The 21,832-nt window shown below is 45.7% G+C and carries 21 protein-coding genes; 9 read left to right on the top strand and 12 right to left on the bottom strand.

The genetic code is table 11. From position 1 onward, the window contains the following. Window positions 1-146: 146 nt before the first annotated feature. Entirely contained in the window at window positions 147-401 is a 255-nt protein-coding gene (locus tag HMPREF3138_RS26700) for a hypothetical protein (RefSeq protein ID WP_155523183.1), read from the bottom strand. Window positions 402-1,640: 1,239 nt separating this feature from the next. On the opposite strand from HMPREF3138_RS26700, the gene HMPREF3138_RS10370 reads away from it, so the two are divergent. Genes HMPREF3138_RS10370 through HMPREF3138_RS10340 form a run of 8 tightly spaced genes read left to right on the top strand, consistent with a single transcriptional unit; the run spans window position 1,641 to window position 8,258 of the window. Beyond that, window positions 1,641-3,056 carry a TolC family protein gene (locus tag HMPREF3138_RS10370; protein ID WP_038875105.1) on the top strand — a complete coding sequence of 472 codons (1,416 nt, stop codon included), beginning with the start codon at window positions 1,641-1,643 and terminating at the stop codon, window positions 3,054-3,056. Continuing rightward, on the top strand, window positions 3,056-4,192 hold the full coding sequence (locus tag HMPREF3138_RS10365) for an ABC transporter permease (protein ID WP_038875107.1): 1,137 nt from the start codon (window positions 3,056-3,058) through the stop codon (window positions 4,190-4,192). Before HMPREF3138_RS10370 ends, HMPREF3138_RS10365 begins: the two co-directional genes overlap by 1 nt. A 17-nt stretch (window positions 4,193-4,209) precedes the next feature. Continuing rightward, a complete protein-coding gene (locus tag HMPREF3138_RS25420) occupies window positions 4,210-4,935 on the top strand; it encodes an ABC transporter ATP-binding protein (protein ID WP_055312582.1) in 726 nt (241 codons plus the stop codon). A 10-nt stretch (window positions 4,936-4,945) separates the two neighbouring features. After that, a complete protein-coding gene (locus tag HMPREF3138_RS10360; RefSeq protein WP_048233783.1) occupies window positions 4,946-5,854 on the top strand; it encodes an HlyD family secretion protein in 909 nt (302 codons plus the stop codon). A gap of 31 nt (window positions 5,855-5,885) precedes the next feature. Beyond that, on the top strand, window positions 5,886-6,587 hold the full coding sequence (locus tag HMPREF3138_RS10355; protein ID WP_047728600.1) for an MtnX-like HAD-IB family phosphatase: 702 nt from the start codon (window positions 5,886-5,888) through the stop codon (window positions 6,585-6,587). Beyond that, window positions 6,584-7,474 carry an alpha/beta hydrolase gene (locus HMPREF3138_RS10350; RefSeq protein WP_065768495.1) on the top strand — a complete coding sequence of 297 codons (891 nt, stop codon included), beginning with the start codon at window positions 6,584-6,586 and terminating at the stop codon, window positions 7,472-7,474. Before HMPREF3138_RS10355 ends, HMPREF3138_RS10350 begins: the two co-directional genes overlap by 4 nt. Further along, entirely contained in the window at window positions 7,471-7,830 is a 360-nt protein-coding gene (locus HMPREF3138_RS10345; protein WP_038875109.1) for an EamA family transporter, read from the top strand. Before HMPREF3138_RS10350 ends, HMPREF3138_RS10345 begins: the two co-directional genes overlap by 4 nt. A gap of 2 nt (window positions 7,831-7,832) precedes the next feature. Then, on the top strand, window positions 7,833-8,258 hold the full coding sequence (locus HMPREF3138_RS10340) for an EamA family transporter (RefSeq protein WP_047728598.1): 426 nt from the start codon (window positions 7,833-7,835) through the stop codon (window positions 8,256-8,258). A gap of 140 nt (window positions 8,259-8,398) precedes the next feature. Here the strand turns inward: HMPREF3138_RS10340 and HMPREF3138_RS10335 are convergent, their stop codons facing one another. The 5 genes from HMPREF3138_RS10335 to HMPREF3138_RS10315 form a co-directional block, all read right to left on the bottom strand. Further along, window positions 8,399-9,289, bottom strand: a complete 891-nt coding sequence (locus HMPREF3138_RS10335) for an arginase family protein (protein WP_050572059.1) — start codon at window positions 9,287-9,289, stop codon at window positions 8,399-8,401. A 1-nt stretch (window position 9,290) separates the two neighbouring features. Further along, the gene (locus HMPREF3138_RS10330; RefSeq protein WP_038875113.1) at window positions 9,291-10,355 is read right to left on the bottom strand and encodes a peptidogalycan biosysnthesis protein; all 1,065 of its coding nucleotides are present in this window, start codon (window positions 10,353-10,355) and stop codon (window positions 9,291-9,293) included. Then, window positions 10,355-11,731 (bottom strand): aspartate aminotransferase family protein, encoded by a 1,377-nt coding sequence (locus HMPREF3138_RS10325; protein WP_038875116.1) that lies wholly within the window; start codon window positions 11,729-11,731, stop codon window positions 10,355-10,357. Before HMPREF3138_RS10325 ends, HMPREF3138_RS10330 begins: the two co-directional genes overlap by 1 nt. 308 nt (window positions 11,732-12,039) lie before the next feature. After that, the gene (locus HMPREF3138_RS10320; RefSeq protein WP_223294869.1) at window positions 12,040-13,191 is read right to left on the bottom strand and encodes an ATP-binding protein; all 1,152 of its coding nucleotides are present in this window, start codon (window positions 13,189-13,191) and stop codon (window positions 12,040-12,042) included. After that, complete coding sequence (locus HMPREF3138_RS10315) at window positions 13,100-13,795, bottom strand: response regulator (RefSeq protein WP_071605337.1); 696 nt, start codon at window positions 13,793-13,795, stop codon at window positions 13,100-13,102. Before HMPREF3138_RS10315 ends, HMPREF3138_RS10320 begins: the two co-directional genes overlap by 92 nt. A gap of 611 nt (window positions 13,796-14,406) precedes the next feature. On the opposite strand from HMPREF3138_RS10315, the gene HMPREF3138_RS10305 reads away from it, so the two are divergent. Beyond that, a complete protein-coding gene (locus HMPREF3138_RS10305; RefSeq protein ID WP_038875122.1) occupies window positions 14,407-16,104 on the top strand; it encodes an LTA synthase family protein in 1,698 nt (565 codons plus the stop codon). 567 nt (window positions 16,105-16,671) lie between these two features. Here HMPREF3138_RS10305 and HMPREF3138_RS27470 read toward each other — a convergent pair. From HMPREF3138_RS27470 to HMPREF3138_RS10290, 6 genes are all read right to left on the bottom strand, one after another. Next, window positions 16,672-16,842, bottom strand: a complete 171-nt coding sequence (locus HMPREF3138_RS27470) for a winged helix-turn-helix domain-containing protein (RefSeq protein ID WP_168166341.1) — start codon at window positions 16,840-16,842, stop codon at window positions 16,672-16,674. A gap of 12 nt (window positions 16,843-16,854) precedes the next feature. Next, complete coding sequence (locus tag HMPREF3138_RS27465; protein ID WP_354632483.1) at window positions 16,855-17,160, bottom strand: response regulator; 306 nt, start codon at window positions 17,158-17,160, stop codon at window positions 16,855-16,857. Between the two features lie 404 nt (window positions 17,161-17,564). Next, on the bottom strand, window positions 17,565-18,638 hold the full coding sequence (locus tag HMPREF3138_RS10300; RefSeq protein ID WP_050572060.1) for a GTP pyrophosphokinase: 1,074 nt from the start codon (window positions 18,636-18,638) through the stop codon (window positions 17,565-17,567). A gap of 73 nt (window positions 18,639-18,711) precedes the next feature. Then, the gene (locus HMPREF3138_RS26300) at window positions 18,712-18,921 is read right to left on the bottom strand and encodes a hypothetical protein (protein ID WP_134267094.1); all 210 of its coding nucleotides are present in this window, start codon (window positions 18,919-18,921) and stop codon (window positions 18,712-18,714) included. A gap of 236 nt (window positions 18,922-19,157) precedes the next feature. After that, window positions 19,158-20,033 carry an alpha/beta fold hydrolase gene (locus tag HMPREF3138_RS10295; RefSeq protein ID WP_038875124.1) on the bottom strand — a complete coding sequence of 292 codons (876 nt, stop codon included), beginning with the start codon at window positions 20,031-20,033 and terminating at the stop codon, window positions 19,158-19,160. Further along, window positions 20,030-21,556 carry a flavin-containing monooxygenase gene (locus tag HMPREF3138_RS10290; protein ID WP_038875127.1) on the bottom strand — a complete coding sequence of 509 codons (1,527 nt, stop codon included), beginning with the start codon at window positions 21,554-21,556 and terminating at the stop codon, window positions 20,030-20,032. Before HMPREF3138_RS10290 ends, HMPREF3138_RS10295 begins: the two co-directional genes overlap by 4 nt. Between the last annotated feature and the right edge of the window lie 276 nt (window positions 21,557-21,832).

Raw genomic sequence — 21,832 nt, 5'->3', positions numbered from 1 at the left:
AGGCGCATGAACCCCCTCAGCTTTGACGCTGATTCGTTGCGGAATTCGTGGTTTCATATTTTCGGTGGATTATTTGGTGATTGGCGCCCAGCATGCGGAGTGAATGCCAGAGCGGCGGACTTTCTCAACGGCTTTTTCTAGCTTCATCAGTCGGTGACGGATGGACCTACTGGCCATATTTTTGCATTTTTAAAAGCCATTTCACTGCCAACATCAAACCCTGAAACGTCATATATCTCCCCATCACCGGACTCAATATAACCGCCGATTGAGTGCTGACATCCATGCGGGCCATAATGCTCCCACGGCCACGGCGTTCCTTTAAATCCACATATCACATAACCTCCATCAGTCCAATAACTACGCCATACCAGAAGATGGCGCATGAAACCAACATCCAAAACCAAACCTTTCCTCTAAAGCTCATGCTACCTCGACGTTTAGGCGTAAAAAAATCCGCTATCGGAAGCCATGCGTTGGCGCTCCGAACAGCTTTATCAATCTGCGCTGGCCAGGTTGCTACGTTGAACCAGTGGAGCGCATCGGTGGGAAAATAAAAAAAAAGCCCCGGGGTAGGGGCGAAAGATGATGATTACTTTTTTAGTGCAGCGAGATAAATCTAACAATTGTCGCGTATTTTTATTGTGGATTATCGTGCTGTCATTCATGAAAAAAACAGAGCATCAATCCACAAAACCAATAGCAAGCAAATTAAACGTGCTGTTTATGTTCGCAAGGAGAATAACCAACTACTGGCGATACACCGACTCGAAGAAGAGAGAAAGCGATGAATAAATGCCGTAACGGCGTAATTGTCTCGATTATCTCATTAGCCTTTCTGACCGTGTTGGGTACGGGGAGATTGCAGATTAAGCTATGGTAACTATGGTGGCCGCTGCATACTGGGTAATCATGCTGTTTGGCTCGTTAACTCTGATTGTGAGTTATGTGATGCGGAGTGAGAAATATGAGCAAAAATTATCAGTAATTGAAGTTAATCAATGATATGGTGAAGAGTAATCTCCTGTGTAGAGCGATAGACAAGATCTGCTTTATCATCATCGCTTGCTCGCTATCGTTGTCGGGCGGGTATTTACCGCAGTCTGCTAAGAACCCACAGACGCAATCGACCCGCTAGATAGTTTCCAGAGCGCCTGGCAGGCTATTTCAAAGGGTTGGAAGCTAAGCAAGGCGTCACCCGCAATAAACGCCAGAAAACCAAGTAGCTCGCCAAAGAGAATCCCCTTGGTGATGACATAAAACATGAGTATCTGATCATACCCGGCAGAAGCTTTCCAACAACCGTTAGAAGGTGCGCATTACGCTAAGGCGTTTCGCAGGCTGTACACCAATATGCCTGATAACTCTTATCTCCCGCTTCACACATTCTGGAGCATTGGTGTAGATGGCTCAAAGACGATTGCACCTAGAAGGATACCGAAAATAGTGGGATGACAAGCGTGGGGGCAGGAAAGACAGACTTCTCACGAGCACACATCATACGGTTTTCGCTACTAGGCTGGAGCGTAAATTTGTGTGGGGACACTTGACTCCATCCAACCTCCACATAATCTCAACATAAAAGCAACCTATCTTAGCTAAGATAGAGTAAGGATAAATGTTATCGTGGAAAACACTATATGATTTTTTTTGGTGGCTATTTTAGAAAGGGAGCGATAGCAATTCCGGCATTGATATTATTGAGTGGCTGTGTTGGCTCCAATAGACCTGATTTAACACAAAAAGTGCCTGATAAGTGGGACGTGGCTATGCCTGCATGGGGGCATCTCGTAGATTTACGCTCCTGGTGGCAAACTTTTAATGACCCGGTGTTAGACGAACTTGTAGAAAATGCGCTTGCTAATAACCTGAATATTGCCCAAGCCGAACAGTGGTTGAAAACAGCGCAAGCTCTGAATGGTGCTACCGCCAGTAGCTATTTACCTCATCTCCGAGCGGGAGTTCAACCTGTGCAAGATGCCGCTGCCCGGGATAATTACCTCCACGGCAGTATTGATATGGTATGGGAGCTCAGCCTCTATGGCGAGTCAGCCAACCGGCAACAGGCTGGGGAAGCCGTTGTTCTATCGGCTCAAGCCCGGGAGCAAGGGGTGCGTATTTCTGTCGTTGCAAACGTAGTGCAAAATTATTTACGTTTTATATATGCTGGCCGACAGTTGTCTCTACTGTCCTCTCAGGAGGCTGTTGAGAAACGTTTACATACATTAGCGGCGATCCGTAAAACCGCTCACATTGGTGATGCGGAAGAACAGATCAGTTCTTCTTTGCGTATGGCACGTTTACAGGCCAACATCATTGAATTACAGCAAGTTAGAGAGCAATCATCCCGGGCACTGGCGCTACTGACGAACAAGACACTGACACAGACGGTGCAACTATTACATGATAAAATAAATTTAACTCCGGATATTCGTATTAAAGAGATACCCGCCGATTTGCTGCGTACGCGCCCTGATATTAGACAAGCAGAAGCTGATGTATTGCAATCTGCCGCTGATGTGGGGCTGGCTCAAGCTGCGCTTTATCCTCGTCTGACGTTAAGCGGTTCATTATTATATGCATATAACCAGACAGAAAATTATCGCCGCAGTGGCAGTAATAGTATCCCTGCCCTTGGTCCTATCATTGATATTCCATTGTGGGATTGGGGGATGCGTTTAGCGAATAAACATGCCAAAGAACACGAGCTTCAGGCAGCACTGCTGGGATATCGCAAAGCGGTGCAAGATGGTGTTGGTGAGACTGAGGATGCGCTATCTTCGCTGAACTACCAAAATCAATGCCTTCAAGCTCTGCATACTGCTTTTGAGCAACAAAATCATTTACGCATTATGCAACAGAAACTAAACCAACTGGGGTTATCCAGTGAATATGATGGTTTAAGTGGGAAGAGCACGATGTTGCAAGTAGAGTCTGAATTAGTTGAGGCAGAGTTTAAGCATGCTTCTGCTTTCGTCACCTTATTCAAAGCGTTGGGCGGTGCGCCGTTGTCAGCAGTCTCCGAGTCATTTACTACACACGCAGAGGGCCGGTAATGATTTCACTCGCGCGGAAATCACTGATTCACGAATGGCGACGTTTTGTCCCTGTGGGACTCTCTGTTGGTTTTTCCGGTATTTTATTGATTGTTCAGGTGGCGTTGGTGCTTGGGATTTTTGGCAGTGCGGCAATATACATAAACGCTTCCTCTGCTGATGTTTGGATTGGATATCCCGGTACCCAAAGTGTTAATTATGGTCGACTGATTGGGCCGGATGTTAAAACCCACTTGCGTATGGATCCTGAGATCGCAGAGGTTGAGTCTTATCTCTGGGTGGATGGCGACTGGTACACCCCGAATGCGGACGGTGGTAGTGTGTCTGTTTATCTTTCTGGTATTTCAACTCGCCCTGAAGCGATGATGTTTTCGCGGCTTCTTCCTGTTGAACTGCGAGAAAAGCTGCGTGAGCCTGGTGCTGTTATCGTTGATCCCGCTGATTTGGCTACGCTGGGTTCACATGTAGGGGGGCATGCTTGGATTAATAAACAGCCTGTATATATCGTTGGCATACTGAAAGGTTTACGCGGATTGGGCGGTATTAATGTGCTCTCCTCTCATGAAAGTGCTTTAACGATCGCTGGGCTGCAGGAAGGAGAAGGTAGCACCTATTATCTTGCGCGGTTAAAGCAACCAGGGCAGCTCTCTAGTGTATTAGCGCGCTTCTCACAACCGGACAAACGCTTCGGCCTATATGAAATGTGGTCGTCCAATGACTTTGCCTCACGTTCGCAGCTGTACTGGTTGCTGGATACAGGTGCGGGTGTAGCCGTATTATTTATGGCGGGATTGGTCTGCTTGGTTGGGGCCATGATTACCAGTCAGTCACTTAAAACAGTCATTACTAGCTACAGCCGCGAATATGCCACGCTCAACGCATTGGGTGCAAGTCGCTTCGCTCTTGCAAAGGTTGTGGTGGAGCAATCCTGCTGGATTGGCAGCATTGGGCTTCTCTTCTCGGCTATAGTAAGTGCACTGTTACTCAGTATTGCCAAACACTATCAGGTACCGGTAGAGATCACACCCTTTGCCATGCTGAGTTGTATATTCTTGGTGGCTTGTATGGTGCTACTTTCAAGTTTGTCAGCTGTAAGGGAACAGTTAAATATCGATCCTTCACTACTGTTACGCTGACTAAAAGGTTAAGAAACATGGTTAATTTTTACAGCCACTCATCACAGCCTGTTTTGCAGGCTCAGGACATCAGTAAATCGTTCCTGACCGGAAGTTTGACCGTACCGGTGTTAAGGCACCTTTCATTAACGGTAAACCCTGGGGAGTTAACTCTCATTTCCGGTCCTTCTGGGTGTGGAAAAAGCACGCTCTTGTCTTTGCTCTCTGGTCTGCAACAACCAGATAGTGGTAAGGCTATTGCGCTAGGAATCGATCTCAGCACATTTAGCAGGGCAGCAATGGAAAGGTTTCGCCTTGAACATACTGGTTTTATATTTCAAGGATTTAATCTATTCCCCTCTTTAACAGCGATCGAGCAAGTGCAACTCCCTATGGGGTACCTAGGGGTAAGCAAGCGAACAAGTGAAGAGCGTGCTATGGCGGCACTTGAGGACGTTGGGCTAAGCCACCGGGCGCACATGTATCCGGCACAGCTTTCCGGTGGGGAGAAGCAACGGGTAGCAATTGCGCGCGCAGTAGCAAAAGCACCGAAGCTGTTATTTGCAGATGAGCCAACCAGCGCATTAGATGCGGAAAGCGGGCAGCGAGTGATCAACATTCTACACCGGATTGCCCGAACATATGGCGTTACGACGCTGTGTGTAAGTCACGATCCGCGTTTGATGAGTCATGCAGATCGCCTTTTGCATATGGAAGATGGCGCTATTCAGCAAGATGCACAGACATCGAATCATAAGAATTGAGGCAAGAACGATGAATTTGAAAGAATTAAAGTGGGGGGGGATATCTGTCATCGTTAGCTTATGGATGCTGTCTGGTTGTGATGATAAACCGGTAAAACCTGTTGCGACTGCCCCAACCCAAGCGGTAGTGCCAGTGGCGATTGCTCGCGGAAAAGTCGATGTGGATGGGGGGATCGTAGCCTTATCATTTCCATCAGAAGGCGTGGTCGACAAAGTCTTGGTCACTGAAGGTCAGGCAGTTCAGAAAGGGCAAATACTGATGCAACAGGATCATCGCCTATATTACGCAGATAAACGTGTAGCAGAAAGTGAAATCGCTGTGGCAGTTGCGCAGTTACAAGGGATAGGTGAACAACTACCGGGGCTAAAACAAAAAGCGACTCGCTTGAAGATGGCTGCCCAAGCTGGAGCTGCTCAAATGCAGCTCAGCGATGAGGCTTATGAGGCTGTGCAACAGGCAAAAACAGCCGTTACTGTTGCTCAGGCTCAAGCAAATCTGGCTGAAAGACGCTTAGCTAAACTAGTTGAACATGGCGCGCAACTTGACCTGCGAGCTCCTTTTGCTGGTTCTATTGTGAAATTAAATGCTCAGGAAGGCGCGTTTATTTCGAGCGGCCAGCCCGTCATACTCTTTTTGCCTAACAAACCGTTCATCATCCGAGCCGAGCTGAATGAAAGCTATCTAGCAGGCGTAAAAGTGGGTATGAAAGCCAAAGTGCAAATTGATAATGACAGTGAAAGAAAGGATTTGCCCACAGCCCACGTTATTCGCATTAGTTCCACTTTCGTGCTGAGCCAATTGCAAGAAAACGCCCAGCAGAGTCCTCGGCGCGTCGTAGAATGCATTCTGGCATTTGATAGTGAGCCATCCACGTTGGTCGGGCAAAATGTAGTTGTGAGTTTTTATGACAATCCGTAATGTATTTTAATAAAATTTAGAGAAGAGTTTCATGAATATAGTGATTCCCCCCAGTCAGCAATTGGACTGGGTTGTACAGTGTGATTTTGATGGCACTATCAGCTTAAATGATGTCGCCGATACTTTGTTAGAGCGTTTTGGTTTGCCGGGTTGGGAGCACCTCGAACAAGAGTGGGAAAACGGCATTATTGGTTCCAGCGACTGTATGCGTGGTCAGGTTGCGCTTTTGGACATGACTCGAGAGCAGCTTGATTCGCATCTGGATACCATTGAAATTGATCCCCAATTTCCAGCGTTTGTCGCTGCAGCCAGTCGTTTGGGATGGGCAGTTCATATCGTCAGTGATGGTTTGGACTATGCAATTAGCTCAATCCTGGCCCGCCATGGCTTAGGGCATTTGACCGTTTTTGCCAATCATTTAGTGCAAGAGGGGGAGCGAAAATGGCGGCTGGAAACGCCTTGGTTCCGTGGCAGTTGCTTAAAAGGGAGTGCAAATTGTAAATGTCACTTGCTGAATCTACAGAAGCAGCGCAGGCAACAGGTACTATACGTGGGTGACGGCAGTTCTGATTTTTGTGTCTCAGGCAAAGCGGATATAGTGATGGCTAAGTCACGTTTGCTCGCTTATTGCCAGCAGCACGATATCCCTCATTTAAGAATGAACAACTTTAAAGATGCTACCAATTTGCTGTATTCATTCGTAGCACGGAACTTGAGGGATAAAGCTGTATGAGCATGAATGACTACTGGCTCGAAGGGCGAGGGGAGCGAGCTGAAACCGGAGTTCTATTGATTCATGGGCTGACAGGAACGCCTAATGAGATGCGCATTCTGGCCCGAGGGTTGAACAACGCGGGCTTCACCGTCTACGCTGTTCAGCTTGCCGGACATTGCGGTACTCTAAACGATCTGTTGGAGTCGACTTGGCAAGAATGGTTGGCCAGCGTGCGTGCCGGGGCTGACAAACTCATGGTAAAGGTAAAGAAACTGATCGTGGGTGGCCTTTCGATGGGAGCGGTGTTGGCATTGGCATTGGCAACTGAGAGGCCGCAGCAGATCGCTGGGGTTATGGCACTTTCCAGTACGTTTCGCCATGATGGTTGGAGCATGCCAAAATATACCCGCCTGGCATTTATTCTACCGTATCTTCGGATGCTCGGTATTGGCCGTCAAAAAATGTTTTACGAGAAGCCACCTTACGGTATTAAAGATAAGGCACTTCGCAAGCGTATGGTCTCGCAGATGCATGCGGGTAATAGTGCTGAGGCGGGATTACCCGGCAATCCATTCTGGTCTGTAGTGGAAATGCAGAAACTGTCCTCCTACGTGTTGAAGCGTCTTGCGCGTGTGCAAGCGCCCAGTTTAGTGCTGCATTCTAGTCACGATGATATTGCTTCAGTAAAAAATGCGATGGATATTGTCAAAGGCGTCCGCCATGCACCAGTGCAATTGGTACTGCTTGAAGACAGTTATCACATGATTACCATCGATCGTGAACGGCGTAAAGTGAATGAACTCTGTATTAATTTTGCTATAGAACGATCTTTAGCAGACGAGAATGTTGCGGAACTAATATCTACCCCTGGAACGCTAAGTGAACCTTCTGGAGGGTGTTTATGAGTATGACTGTTTTAATCTTGTGGGGCCTCAATGCTATCCTTGATAGTGTTGGGCAGTTAGCGTTTAAAGCAGCTGCAGTGGATTCGCTGAAAGATAAAAGTCGTTCGAGTTGGATACGAATGAGTCTTAGGCCTTATGTTTGGTGTGGGATAATCTGCTATGTCGCCGAATTCTTGCTGTGGATCGCCTTTCTGTCGCTGGTTCCGCTGTCTGAAGGGGTTTTGCTCGGCTCGATTAATATTGTAGCCGTTATGGTGCTTGGCAGGATTATCTTCCGTGAGACTATGTCTCCAATGCGAGTGCTCGGTATTGCTTGTGTGTCTCTCGGTGTCGCCGTTGTTGGATTACAGGGTTAATTATGAAACGTTTCTATTTCATTGGCTTTATGGTCTTAATGGTTTTTGATACTATAACACAAATCAGTATCAAGTACGCTGGCGACCAAGCATTGCCATTTGAATTATCAACTAATTGGTTGGGGCGACTCTTTGGTCAACCCTGGATTTATGGTGCAGTAGTTGGGTATATTGGTGCTTTCTTTACTTGGATCACGTTGCTTAAACGTGCGCCGATAGGACCAGCCTTTGCTGCTTCACACTTGGAAATCATTTCTGTGTTGGTGCTTTCTTCCCTTCTGTTTAACGAAAATATTGGTTGGGCTAAAATAGTCGGTTGTGGTCTTATCTTGCTGGGAATTCTTTTACTCGCGATCAGTGAAACCTCTGAGTCGGAAAAAAAGAAAGACAAGAACAACGGTTATACAACCAAGGCGGAAGGAATGTAGCCCATTTATTGGGTAAGCAAGCGACGTCTTGTTAAACACATCTGCTTTATGAGCATTCGTCCATGTTACTGATAAAGGAGGAAAAGGGTTGTTTCCTCCTTTGTGGCTATCAGTGAGCCAGCATGTATATGAGTTTATCATTACACTTTTCGGCTGAATGCAAGGGCTTCAAGCAATTGCAGGTTCAGCGTAGCATGCTCATTATGGAGCTCATTTAGCGTTTCACCAAATATCAGCTGCTGACCATCGGCGGCGCTAAGCCAGCGCTTCCAAGCCGTTTGGTACTGCCATTCAGAGACTTCCCCCGTAATGTCGCTACCCACCAAACTACCGCTGAGTGCCTTAATGATGCGTAACGCTTCGGGGATCGTCATCTGCCCTTGATCCCAATTAGTACGAACGACGGATGGGGAAAACACGTCTTTATCAATACTAAGGTAAGTCGGCTCAGGTTGTTGTGCCAGCATCGAACAGAAAGCCTCACATAGCGTCTCGCTGCTGTTAAAATGCTGGAATGCCTTGCCAATTCCGATGTTCTTTCCCCAGCCTACATTTACTCCTGTACTCCAATAAGTCACCCTACCACGAAAAAGCGGCGCCAGATAATTTTCCCAGGCGTGTTTTACGCTAATATCCTGAGAGGTGACCCCCACCACGTGAATATGGCTGATCTGTGGGAGTAAGGCAGCATGGCGTACCCAAGACCCACAGTGAATACCCCAGGGAAATCGCATATTATCTGGATGATTATCTAATACGATAAGGCGCATAGATCCAGTTTTGTTTTTAAGGCAGTGTTGTACCAAGGGGAGGGTCAAGTGATGAAAGTCTCCGCTGCCTATTAACACAGTGCCATATTGCTCTGTGGGGGGAAGCGTCTTTTCTGTCTCAGCCCAAAACTGGCGAAAATGCTTAATGCTACACCCAAAGCGGACTTGCTCACGCCAGTGAGTTGCTGGGCGTAAGCGGTTTTCATTGGGCAAGCGCCGGATAGAATCATCTAAATCAAGTACGAGGGTCGGCAGTTTCATTTCATGTCCTCGCATCCAACTTAGAGCGGTCACCTTCAAATGAATTAGAAAACCTGCGTATCAAGGTGCGCAAAAGCGGACTGCGAATATAAACCGCATGACGGGTAAAGGTAAATTTAGCTCCCAAGCTAGCTTTAACCTCGGGATCTGTCCAACCAGCGATATAGTGCTTCAAGCCATGCTGCAGCGCGTACTCTAGGTTCACTATCCAACTTAAGAAATAGAGATTCAGTTCTCGAGCATGAGGGTAACGCAAGCCAATATATTTATCGATCAGATTCCCCCTAAACGCGTAACACAAATTCCAGCCAATCAGGAGGTTATCGCTGCGCCGACGATATTCGAAAACAATACCGTTGCTGTTATTATCTCGCAACAGTTGACATATGAAATCGTAAGTCAGGTGATCAAAATGTATTTCACTCTGAGAATATACTTCTTCGTACAGATCATAATATTCACGGGTAACTCGCTCGTCAATTTCATTATAGAACCTTCCTGTTGGAATGACAGTTACGATAACATCATTCCGACTTTTTATTTTACGACGTAGATTTTTACGTCGGCTATAGGAAAGTTGTGCAAGATAGGATTCAATAGAGTCAAAATCCACTGGTACATAGGCGAGAGCTTGGCCCTCTACGACAATATAACCTTGCTTGACGGCGCTTTTTATTACTGCATCAGCATAGTCATTTTCCATTTCTGATAATAATGGTGAGCTTTGCGGAATATCCTTAATAATAGTGATTTTACATAAAGGGGAAATCTGTTGCTGCAAGAGTTCAATAAAATACTCAGGAAGGAGATCAGCGCTAAACGGTACATATTCGCTGACGGTTGTACCTACAAACGCCGTGTTAATCGATAACCATTTAGCCCATCGTGCATATAATGGTAGACGTTGAATACGGGCTCTTGCCTTGTCTTCCATGGTGGTAAGCAAGTGAAAGCGCATGAAAAAAGCTAAAATTTGTTCATGCCCCAGAAGACGAAAACTGTCTGGGGGCATTTCCCCAAAGGCCTGTAACAGACCTTTGGGTTCAAGTTGGTTCAACCAAGTCATTAAGCGTTCTTAGCTCTGCTGATCAGTTGATCCAACAGGGTTAGAGCTTCATCGATTTCTGCTTTGGTAATCATCAATGATGGGGCAAAGGTAATGACGTTCTTGTAATATCCGCCAACATCCAGGACCAAGCCACGTTTCTGGCCTTGATACTCCAGATTTCCTTCCAAGCCCATATCGACCATTTTATCTAAAAGTTCGCGGTTTGGAGTAAAGCCGTCTTCGGTACAGATCTCTGCACGCAGTGCTAGACCCATTCCATCCACATCGCCGATTTCTTTATGCCGTTTTTGCAGCTCTTGCAGTCCATCAAGGAAGTAAGCGCCGCTGTCACGCACTTGTTTACCGAAATCAACTTCATGCGTCATTTTCATAACTTCCAGACCCAGTGCAGTTCCCAGTGGGTTAGATGCGAAGGTTGAGTGTGTTGAGCCTGGTGGGAAAACGCCTGGGTTAATCAGTTCTTCACGCGCCCACAGACCGGACAATGGATTCAGACCATTAGTCAATGCTTTAGCGAAAACCAGCACATCTGGCTTGATGCCGAAATTTTCTACTGACCAAAGTTTACCTGTCCGCCAGAACCCCATCTGGATTTCATCAACCACTAATAAGATGCCGTGAGTGTCCAGTACTTTTTTTAGGCCTGTGAAGAAGTTTGCAGGTGGGATGACATAACCACCAGTCCCCTGAATAGGTTCAATATAGAATGCTGCATATTCGCACTGATTGGTTTTCGGATCCCAGATGGCGTGATATTCGTTTTCGAACTTGCGGGCGAACTCACTCACGATGTGATCCGCATACTCTTCTGATGTCATGCCTTTAGGACGGCGGAATGGATAAGGGAACGGAACAAACTGTGCTCGATCGCCGAAATGACCGAAACGACGACGATAACGATAGCTGGACGTAATTGAAGAAGCGCCTAATGTGCGTCCATGATAGCCCCCTTCAAAGGCGAACATCAAACTTTTGCCATTGCTTGCATTACGTACTACTTTGAGTGAATCTTCAATCGCCTGCGCGCCACCGACGTTGAAGTGCACGCGACCACTATGGCCCCATTTCTGTTCTGCGTCTTGGGCAATGAATTTGGCCAGCTCTATTTTAGTTGGGTGTAAGTATTGGCTGGCGATTTGCGGCAAGGTATCAATCTGATTTTTAAGCGTTTCTTCCAATCTAGGGTTTTTATAACCAAAGTTAACTGCCGAGTACCACATCTGCAAATCCAGATATGCAGTGTCATTCTCATCAAACATATAACTACCGTTGCAATGCTTGAAGATTTTCGGCGGGTTTACATAGTGAACGGTGTCACCGTGCGAACAGTATTTTTCCTCATCGGCAAGAAGCGCTTGTATATCTAGGGACATGAAAATGATACTCCGAATGGTCCAAAAAACGTTAGTGGCTAACAGTATAGATGGGTTCTGTGGAGTTTATGTGGAGTTAAAGATGTAAGATAATAAATTTGATAAAGAGCACTGACCCTGACACAAAATCCTGCGCCATTCAGAAACCGAATCCCGGCATGATCGACACTCCCTGAGCAGAGGTGGTGCCGATGAAAAAATCACGATTCACCGAAGAGCAGCTCGTCTTTATCCTGAAGCAGGTAGATCTGAACCTCGACAAGGCGTTGCTGCAGGACGTGTGGAAAGATAGATGAGGAAGGGCGTTCCTACAATGTCGCATTGACGCAGTTAGGGAGCGAGATTTCAATACAGGTACCACCAAGCTCGCTGTGACGATATGTGGCTTGCCCGCCGTGCGCTAGAGCAATGGCGTTGACTACCGCCAGGCCGAGTCCGCTGCCGTTGATTTCTTTCTTACCGCTAGTGTGGGAACGGAAAAATGCTTCGAAAATGGCAGTACATTCCTCATCTGCGATACCGGGCCCTTCATCTTCCACTGTTATGATAATATCGCTGCGCCTTGCTGAGCAACGCATCCGCAGCAGACCGGGGTCGGCATATTTGCAGGCGTTGCTGAGCAGGGCTATAAAGATTTGGCGGAGGCGTACCTCATCGACATAACACACCACATCCGCGGCTTCGATGACGGGCTTAAGACCACTGGCGGTGAGGTGGCTATTAAACGTTTCTACGCAATTGTGTAACAGTGCTTTCAGATGTACCGTTTCACGGTAAATGTATAATTGACCGCTGTCCGATAGGCTGAGTACGCGTAAATCGTCGATCAAACGGGACAGTCCTTCAGTTTGCCGAATCAGCATGTCGAACTGCCTACTGTCGTTCGCAAATAGGCCGTCCCGTAGACCTTGCAGACGGCCCTGAATAACTGTAACCGGGGTACGTAATTCATGGGCGATAGCTGCATTCCATTTTTTCATATCATCAGACATTGCTTCGAGCTTGCCTGCCATAGAGTTAAAATCATTGATAAGCCGGACTATTTCGATGGTATGGCAGTGATGGTGGTTCACTCGTTCGCTAAGCTGGCCTTCAGAGATTTTTCTGGCGCTGTGAGCCACTGACTGTAATGGTTTAATAAGTCTTTTGGCAAAACTCAACGATAGATAACTGGCGAGCACCGAAGAGAGTAGAACGGATAATATCGTCATTAGGCTGTCATGTATCCAGGAAAACGCCGGAGGAGAATGCCAATCGTAGAAAATCATGAAGTAGGTGCTATAGACGGCAGAAATGAGCACTAATGTGGAAATCACCACTTTTAGCGTTAGGAGGAAAAGCTGACTATTGATGCTGCGATGTACCATATCAATCCCCCAGCCGGTAACCAAAACCACGGATGCTTTCAGGAATATTAGATAATCCAGCTTGGCTAAATTTCTTTCTGAGTTTGCTGACATGACTGTCTACTGTGCGCTCATTAGCATCATTCTCCGGCAGGCAGTTCTCTAGTAACTCTTGTCGCGTAAAAACCCGTTTGGGATAACGAATAAGGTGTGTTAATAATCTGAACTCGGTTGATGTTAGCTTATCACCGATGTCTTCGCCGGTGTTTTTTATTGTAACTTGGTGATGTTCAATGTTTATTTCAATGTTTTTTGTGGAATAAACTGAAAGATCTTTGTTGTTACGGTGAAACGAAACCCTGCGCAAAATAATGTTCACTCTGGCAATCACCTCTGCTGGATTAAATGGCTTGACAATATAATCGTCAGCACCATTACGCAGAGCATGGATTTTGTCAACATCCGTATCTAATGCGGTTAGCATCATGACTGGTGTATCGTGCGTCTTGCGAATTTCATTCAGCACCTGCCAGCCGTTCATTAACGGCATTTTGATATCCAGAATCACGAACTGTGGTAGCGTGGCCTGAAACAGTGCGATGGCTTGCCGTCCGTTGTGCGCAGGCACGACCTCGAAACCTTCGTTTCTAAGATAAGCAGTAAGGATCTCGGTAATTTCATATTCATCTTCCGCAAGAAGAATTTTAATGGTTTTCATTCAATCTCCCAAGCATGAATGCTACTTTCCACATGAAACCTCCACACTATCTCCACACAATCTTGTTATAAGAATTTTATACTAAGCTCAAGCATCCAGTCTTCTGAATATTTCGACATGGCCGCTTAGAAAACTTGGATTTTCAGCTCTACGAGCCAAAAGGGGAGTTCATATGCGACTGTCAACAGAACGTATGTGATAATGGCGTTATGACGTAGGTGAGTCAATAGGTCTGATGGGATAATGGTTGCTCAAAAAAAGAGCTAAAATGGTGATGCCGTGCTGGCTACTCTCTCAGAAATGGAGGCCCGGGGAATGAGTGAGTTAGAGATAAAACTTGTTGGGATTGTGCGGGTGAGTTACGGTGTACGGTTCGGGAGCAAGTTAGTCGCGGTGAATTTTAGCAGAGCGATTATATCGCATGGGTTGCTAGATGTTGCCCGTGTGGATACTGTAAACTTGCCAGATAAATCTATACGGTGGATGTTGGTTAGAGTGTCGTCGACTAAATTTGTGCTTCTGGTTATCACTATTTGAGCGTGAAGAACACATTAATTAATACTCTTTAACAACGAATTAATTTCCCTCTCTCATAGGTGAAAAGTAGCATAATGAAGCATCACTCCCACCCATCGATAAGAACGCAGTATATCTCTAGGCCAAAGACTTATTCTTATCTATTTCTGCTAATTATTGCAGCCATAATTATTTTGGTTGGCAATTCTCCTGATGACATTTATCCTCTCGTTACTGCTATTAGTGCATTTGTTTTCGTTGTGGGGATAGGATACTTACTCTCCGCGAAGGTACTGTTTGCCATATCGACCGGTAGTGTGCTAGTTATCGTGCTGCAGTTTATTAATCAGCTTAAAGTGCATTATTATAAAGACAAATTGATGTTCTCCGATCTCTTTATGCTGACCGACCTCTCAAATATCGGCACGTTGTTTCATTATCCGGAAGCTGGGTTGGCCTTGGTCGGATTGGGAGGGATTGTTGCTATTACGCTCATCGTTGGCTGGCGTGCAGTACCCCGTCGACGTGGGGTTACGCCGAGAGTCGTTGCTCTTTGTATGATGTCCGTTAGCGGTGGGGTGCTGAGCCAATGTGTGCTCTTTTATCAACAAGACTGGGCCGGCACTTTACCGGGCGGAACAGGCGTGGTGTCTAATCTGGTGATGTCGAGCAGCCAGATGAACTATGACTCTCCCTCCTTTCCCGATGACAGTTCTGAGAACTTTACTACCCGCACATCTGTGCTAAATAAAGTATCCCAGGCATCTGATAATATGCACCCAGATATTGTACTGCTGCTGCAGGAGTCCACCACTGATCCTCGATTGTATCAGCTTCCCGATCCGGCATTGCTGCCGCATTTTTCCATGTTTGAACAAGGGACGGCGGTGAAAGCGCATACGCTGATGCGAGTACAAACTTTCGGAGGGGGGACTTGGTTATCGGAGTTTTCAGTCCTCACGGGGTTGCGCAGCGATGATTTTGGTACCAAGAAAAATGCGGTTTTTTACTCGGTTATCGACCATGTGAATGACAGTCTTTTCAAGCAGATGAAAGCTAATGGTTATTATACCGTGGTTCTCACTCCCTTTAATAAGTCAGCTTATAACGCCGGCCACGCCTATACCATGATGGGAGTCGATAAAATTATCCAACCCCAGGAATTAGGTTATCCTGGTAGCTTGCAGGATAACCTGTGGCATATCAGCACCGCCGACATACTGCATTACATCAAAAAAATACTGGATACCCATACTGACAAGCCAGTGTTTGTTTATGCGTTGACCATGTATGAGCATGGGCCTTATGACGCTAGCCACAAAGATAACTATCAACTGAGGCCAGTGGTAACAAACAAAACTTCCGCAGCTAAGTTCAGCCACTATATGGAAAAAATACAAACCTCCGACGCAGCGATGTCAGAATTTTTCCAGTTTATCGATCAGCGTCAAAAGCCCACAATGTTTATGTATTTTGGTGATCATCAGCCGAATATTGATTGGGAGAATGGGTATTCGACATCACTACCAGATGCCGCACATTTGACGCAGTTCAGTTTGCGAGACAATGCCAATATGCAGCCTGTTGCAGACTTGGGGTCGATAACTGATATCGCCTTTTTAGGAGGGATTCTGCTTGAACAAGCCAGACTAAAGGTGTCGCCCTTCTATCAGGCTAATATCGACATGCGACACTTGTGCAAAGGGGCTTTGAACGATTGCGAAGATCAATCACTTTTTAACAGCTATAGGCACTACATTTATAATATTCTTAAGGTGGCTTCTCAGGACTGAGTAATTGAAACAGGTGCAGAGATAATGCAATAATAAATTTATCTTAAAGGGTTTTTTGCGTTATGCTTGCTCCCCGAGCGGTGCAAGCATTTAGCCAACATTCCAAATTTATCCTGTCGGAATGCCCGTCCTTCTCTTATTCGTACTGTACTGTCTTATCTGAGAAGTATTGATATTCAGCTAGCTAAATTTTCCAAGAGACTGGTCGGGCTTAGCGGAGATAAGCCGTGGCGGGATGCTCTCTTTGTAACGATTGCGCCAGTTGAAAAATCGACAGTGTTGATGGCGGAATTATATAATTATATGGTAGATTTCATACTATTAGTGTGATGGTAACAGATTTATTTATGTTGTTTCGGTAGGGGGGATATACATATGAATGGCAGAATGGCGTGGTTTTATCGCAAAAATCTAACAAGTAATAATATTTATATAAAGTTGTGATCTTAGCGTTCAAATCAAAAAAGAATAAAATATGACATTATTCTGAATAACAAGTGAGTTGCCGTGATTTTAGGGGGGGGGGTTGGGAGGGGCGGGGTTGCTCTGTTTTATTGACTCCAATATCTATATCATGCCGTTCTTACGATAATTAAAAGCATCGTGCACCCCAGCCGAATTCGGCTTTTTCCGTAAATTATAAATATGAGCGTCAACAACACGTTCACAAGTATCACTCTCTGGCAAGCACTTACTCAACAATGTCTGCTGTGAGTAGAATTTTCTTGGTGAACGCATTAATATTGATAGCTACAAGAATTCTGTTGGCGTAAGGCTTAAAGGGGTTTTAATATCATCGGCGTAATAAATTTGAGCTAAAATTGCATTTTCATCAAGTTGTACTTGGCCGCAAGTAATGAGGACAGATTTTATGTTCGGTGCAGTTGTTCTTCTTAGTACCGCATGTACCCGTGCGACAACCTCTTCCAGATTATATGACCTCGCAATATAGTCATCAATACCGTGCCTTAGTGAAGTGTTCTTATTCTGTATTTCTCCTGTTACTGTCAACATTATTATAGGTACGACACTCTTTCTACGTATACGTGCTAGTATTTCATAGCCATTGATTCCTGACAGTTGGGCATCAAGTAAGATTAAGTCAGATTGCCAGGAAAAAACATCTCTAGTCCTTTAGGACCATCACCTGCTTTGGCCAAGGCGAAGTCGTCTTTTTCTAGATGCTTTTCTAGGGCTTCCGTCGTATGTATACCAGCTTCAATGATTAGCACTCTCTTTTTTCCATATCCTACCCTTTTCCTGCCATTCAAGTCACGGTCATTGATGGCAGGTAGTAGACATTGATGCTGTATAGCATATGGCTATGAATTTCTCTTCATATTGCCTGCAACTATAAAAAATTAAATATTCCTATAACAATTATTTTATGTATATAAATGCGTATAAATAGATGATAATGTTTTTATTCACCTTTGCCAGTAAATAGATGCCACTAGCGATCAGTTTGATTTATCATCAATCTTATTCCCATTGATTAGTTCGTCATATATGCAAGCCAGCAAAAACATAAAGAAGAAATTATTAATGTTTATCGCGCTAGGTTTACGTAGAATCTCCTCATTTATTTTATCCGAGTGGTTAAGTAGGACATCTGATCTGTTTTTGCAAAAATCATAGAGTTGTTGGAAATTGAATATTTCAAAGTCATGAAGGCATGATGCAAAAAATGACAGGTTAGAGTCTAGTGTTCTAATTCCTTCGCGATCAAAATCTGCTAATTTTTCCACTCCTGGGACGTTGAGTTCTTTGTCGGATTTATTGTTCAAAAACTCGTCCCTGATTTTATAGATAATTGAGTTTTTGTCTTTAAAGAATAAAGGAAGCGTTATTTTGTTTAGTGCGACGTTTTCAGGTTTTTCTTTGTTTAACGATAGCGTTGATTCATCGATCAGTTCATTTTCAAAATCTTTGAGAAGAACCAGCTGAGAGTCAGCAGTTTCTAATAAACTGGATAAGCTTGATAGTTGTCTTCTAATTTTATACGGTAGCGCGTCACTATTTTTGTACTGAAGGCCATGTTCCATCTCAGCCCAGGAGTGTTGTAATGATGTCCTGATTTGTATTTCTGCTTTTAATCCAGCGAATTCTTTATATTCTGGTAAATTGGTTCTGTTTTTTTTCATCTGAATTACATAATGAAGAGACATATAGCCAAATTTATCAGGAGACTCACTTTTACGTTTGTCTATAGAGTTTTCAATATCAACGTCAAACTCACTTTCAACTATTCTCGCCACGCCATCAACGTCATCGGAGAATAATGTAATTACTCGGACGCCTACGATATCTGTGATTTCGTTTATATCATTGTATTTAGACTGTTTCTTAATGAGCTTATCCGAAAGGCTTTCTAATGTCTTAACTCTTTTGTTTACATTTATAATCTTTATGCCTTTAATTGCGTGTAATAAAATATCCTCAACCTTTGCTGAAAATTTATGGTAAACCGATTCCATTTTCTTATACTCTAGCAATATACTTTCATTTTTACTGTTGTCACTGACATTTAACATACTAACCTCTTTAATCGTTCAAATTCTCGAATTATACTCGTATAAAGGTACATATGCCACTCTACGTCGTAAGTTATACAATCCACAACGGGATACGTGCATAGGGTGCGAAAGAGATATGGACTACAACGCCATCAACAATTATCTGGCCTTCTTCTTGTAATAAATCGGCTCGCAGGCGCTGGAGGCATTGTCCAGAACCTGAGCCGCTACTGTCAGAACTGGCTTTGATGAAAGGAATATATATAGCATGGTGTAAAGGTACGTTCGCTGCCGTGCTCATAGATGTTCCATGATGCATCCGGACGGGCCTGGTTCAATCACGATTTTGGTGGGGAGTAATGTCTTAAAAATCAAAACTGTGATAGGTGGCTTTGTGGTTTCGTGCAAGCGAAGGTTTTGTCTTTTTTTTGTTTTTTTGTTTTTTTGTTTTTTTGTTTTTGTTTTAAGCCTGCTTTGGGAAGTCCCTGGTGTGGCAATAGAAAAGCATCCTAGTATCTTTTAAAAAGCGAATACGTGTTAGCGCATGTGCCCAGCCAACAGGGATAGCAGCGTGCCCGACAGGCAGGTCGGAAAGTCATGCCCCATACCAGGTAAGAGAACCAGGTTGGAGCCACGAATCGCCGCAGCCGTGGCGAACCCACCATTAGTTGCGACCATCAGATCTTTCTCCCCATGAATAATCAGCGACCTGCAACGAATTCGCCGTATCTCCGCGGTGCGGTCACCGGAATTAATGATGGCGCCAACTTGTCTGGCGGTTCCTACGTTGCTCGCCTCACGGCCACCTCGGTCCCAGGCTTCCAGGGCATAGTCACGCAGCGCTTTCTCGTTCCACTCGAGCGTTGAACCAATAAGCCTCATTATGTCCAGATAATTCCGAACACTTTCCAGCTGATTCCGGGGGGGACGGCGCACGAGATGCAAGATAGTCTTGTATGCTGGCTGGCCTACGCGTAGAGAGCCGGTTGTCGAGAAAATGGAGGTTAGCGTCCTGATGCGCTCAGGATAGCGGGCAGCGAGTGTCTGGGCGATCATTCCCCCCATCGACATACCCATTACATGCGCCATTTCTAGTTTCAAGCCATTCATGAGACCGATCACGTCTTCGGCCATATCAGCCAGGTTATAACCGGAAGTCCGTTTACGGAACAACTGCTGCAAGATCGTGGGAGGCGCCACGTCAGTAAAGAACGATTTGCCCGAATCGCGGTTGTCTAATGTTATGACGCGAAAACCTCGCTCAACCAGCCCGGCAATCAGCGTTTGTGGCCAATAGGTCAACTGTAGTCCTAAACCGACGATAAGAAGAACCGCAGGAGCGTCTTCTGAGCCGTGGCTACGATAGCAGAGCTTGCGTTGCATCGCTAACTCACAGAAGTGGTCGGTGCTCATGGGTGGCTACCTTGCTGCTGCAGTTCGATGTCGGCATGTAAGGGGGAATGGCTTACTGTCATGAACGAGAGATGCTTATCATCCACTTTTCCACGGCGCAATAACTTGATATCGCGAAAATAATCCATCGACATCACCCAAGGTTCGCGTGGTCCCTGTCGTGGCATGCTGTCCAGTACGCGCTGCACGTAGCCGGCTCCGAAGTCCAACAAGGGGCGAGTCTTGATACCATCCGGTGCTTTAGGCTCGCAAACGTTATAATCTTTGCGTTCCATGAAACCCAGCAAGCGGCAAAAATGGTCGCACAGCAGGCAAACTTTCAAGGTCCAGGATGAATTGGTGTAACCCACCGCAAACGCAAAATTGGGTACGCCGGAGAGCATCATGCCTTTGTAGGCGATGGTTTCACTCAGCACGACCGGTTTGCCGTCCTTGTATAGGGTGATGCCGCCAAACAGTTGTACGTTAAGCCCCGTGGCAGTAATGATAATGTCAGCCTTAAGCATCTTGCCCGATTTGAGCAATACACCGTGTTCGGTGAACCGTTCGACATGATCGGTCACGACGTCGGCTTTCCCTGCGCTGATAGTTTTGAACAAATCGCCTTCGGGAACTGAACAAAGACGTTGATCCCATGGGTTGTAGGGCGGATTAAAATGCACATCGACCGGGTAGTCTTTCGGCAATTCCTTACGGGTCAACCAAAGAAGCAGTTTTCGCGAGAGCTTAGGGAAGCGTTGGCAAAATCCCCAGAAAGCCAAAGTAATCTTGGCATTTTTATAGCGTGTCAGTGAGTAAGCTGTTTGTTCCGGTAGAATCTTGCGTAGAAAAGCTGCAACGGAATCATTCGCAGGCTGATTGATGATGTAGGAGGGAGTGCGCTGTAGCATGGTTACACTGGCAGCTTTGTCCGCCATGGCGGGAATCAAGGTCACCGCCGTTGCACCACTGCCAATGACGACGACTCGCTTGCCGGTGTAATCCAACTGTTCTGGCCAGTGTTGTGGGTGAATGATTTGCCCTTTGAAATGCTCACTGCCTTCAAAACGAGGACTGAACCCCTGATCGTAACGATAGTAACCGCCTGCACTGAACAACCAGCGGCATTCGATCACACGGATCTTAGCCGTATAACCGTCCTCGACTTGTACAGCCCATAAACCTTTGTCCGTTTGCCAGTTCGCGGAGATCACCTGCTGCTTATAATGAATGAAGGGAGCTAGCGCATATTCATCAATGGTTTCGTGCAGATACTCGAGAATGTCCGACGCATCGGCCAGAGATTTGGCTTTCGTCCAGGGTTTAAAGTCAAAACCAAAGGTATACAGATCCGAGTCCGAACGAATACCCGGATAACGGAACAGATCCCAGGTGCCGCCCATTTGTTCACGGGATTCGAGAATCGCAATGACTTTGTGCGGCTGATCGCGTCGCAGATAGGCTGCCGCACCTATGCCAGACACGCCAGCTCCCATGATCAATACGTCAAGTGGCTCAAGAGGAAGATCAGTATGAGAGGGCATGTCGAGCTCCTGATAGAGTGCTGTAGAAAATGATTTTTTGACTTGATCAAGTGAACATGTTAGTGCTGACAATTGGGGGGGGCAAGGTGCAAAATGCACCGCTTCGCTGCCATTTTAGGGGGATTTGCACTACAACCGATATTGGTCTGATTGAAGCACTGCCTTCAACCGAGTGTTGGATGATGGAGAGAAGAACAGATCGGTATCTTGATGGGGAGAGCGTGCAGAGCGTTGCAGTGAAGTATTGACCTGCCCCCAGTATTAGATACAACCGTT

Origin of the sequence: Serratia sp. HMSC15F11 (assembly GCF_001808215.1) — a bacterium.
GTDB classification, from domain to species: Bacteria; Pseudomonadota; Gammaproteobacteria; order Enterobacterales; family Enterobacteriaceae; genus Serratia; species Serratia nevei.
This window is presented reverse-complemented; position numbering and strand designations above follow the sequence as displayed.

Coding starts and splice junctions, on each gene's coding strand:
- HMPREF3138_RS26300 (WP_134267094.1), bottom strand. CDS start 18,921: ATGAGCACGGCAGCGAACGTACCTTTACACCATGCTATATATATTCCT.
- HMPREF3138_RS10330 (WP_038875113.1), bottom strand. CDS start 10,355: ATGACTTGGTTGAACCAACTTGAACCCAAAGGTCTGTTACAGGCCTTT.
- HMPREF3138_RS25420 (WP_055312582.1), top strand. CDS start 4,210: ATGGTTAATTTTTACAGCCACTCATCACAGCCTGTTTTGCAGGCTCAG.
- HMPREF3138_RS10350 (WP_065768495.1), top strand. CDS start 6,584: ATGAGCATGAATGACTACTGGCTCGAAGGGCGAGGGGAGCGAGCTGAA.
- HMPREF3138_RS10325 (WP_038875116.1), bottom strand. CDS start 11,731: ATGTCCCTAGATATACAAGCGCTTCTTGCCGATGAGGAAAAATACTGT.
- HMPREF3138_RS10335 (WP_050572059.1), bottom strand. CDS start 9,289: ATGAAACTGCCGACCCTCGTACTTGATTTAGATGATTCTATCCGGCGC.
- HMPREF3138_RS10340 (WP_047728598.1), top strand. CDS start 7,833: ATGAAACGTTTCTATTTCATTGGCTTTATGGTCTTAATGGTTTTTGAT.
- HMPREF3138_RS10305 (WP_038875122.1), top strand. CDS start 14,407: ATGAAGCATCACTCCCACCCATCGATAAGAACGCAGTATATCTCTAGG.
- HMPREF3138_RS10355 (WP_047728600.1), top strand. CDS start 5,886: ATGAATATAGTGATTCCCCCCAGTCAGCAATTGGACTGGGTTGTACAG.
- HMPREF3138_RS10360 (WP_048233783.1), top strand. CDS start 4,946: ATGAATTTGAAAGAATTAAAGTGGGGGGGGATATCTGTCATCGTTAGC.
- HMPREF3138_RS10320 (WP_223294869.1), bottom strand. CDS start 13,191: ATGTCAGCAAACTCAGAAAGAAATTTAGCCAAGCTGGATTATCTAATA.
- HMPREF3138_RS10345 (WP_038875109.1), top strand. CDS start 7,471: ATGAGTATGACTGTTTTAATCTTGTGGGGCCTCAATGCTATCCTTGAT.
- HMPREF3138_RS10370 (WP_038875105.1), top strand. CDS start 1,641: ATGATTTTTTTTGGTGGCTATTTTAGAAAGGGAGCGATAGCAATTCCG.
- HMPREF3138_RS10300 (WP_050572060.1), bottom strand. CDS start 18,638: ATGTTAAATGTCAGTGACAACAGTAAAAATGAAAGTATATTGCTAGAG.
- HMPREF3138_RS10295 (WP_038875124.1), bottom strand. CDS start 20,033: ATGAGCACCGACCACTTCTGTGAGTTAGCGATGCAACGCAAGCTCTGC.
- HMPREF3138_RS10290 (WP_038875127.1), bottom strand. CDS start 21,556: ATGCCCTCTCATACTGATCTTCCTCTTGAGCCACTTGACGTATTGATC.
- HMPREF3138_RS27470 (WP_168166341.1), bottom strand. CDS start 16,842: ATGCGTTCACCAAGAAAATTCTACTCACAGCAGACATTGTTGAGTAAG.
- HMPREF3138_RS10315 (WP_071605337.1), bottom strand. CDS start 13,795: ATGAAAACCATTAAAATTCTTCTTGCGGAAGATGAATATGAAATTACC.
- HMPREF3138_RS10365 (WP_038875107.1), top strand. CDS start 3,056: ATGATTTCACTCGCGCGGAAATCACTGATTCACGAATGGCGACGTTTT.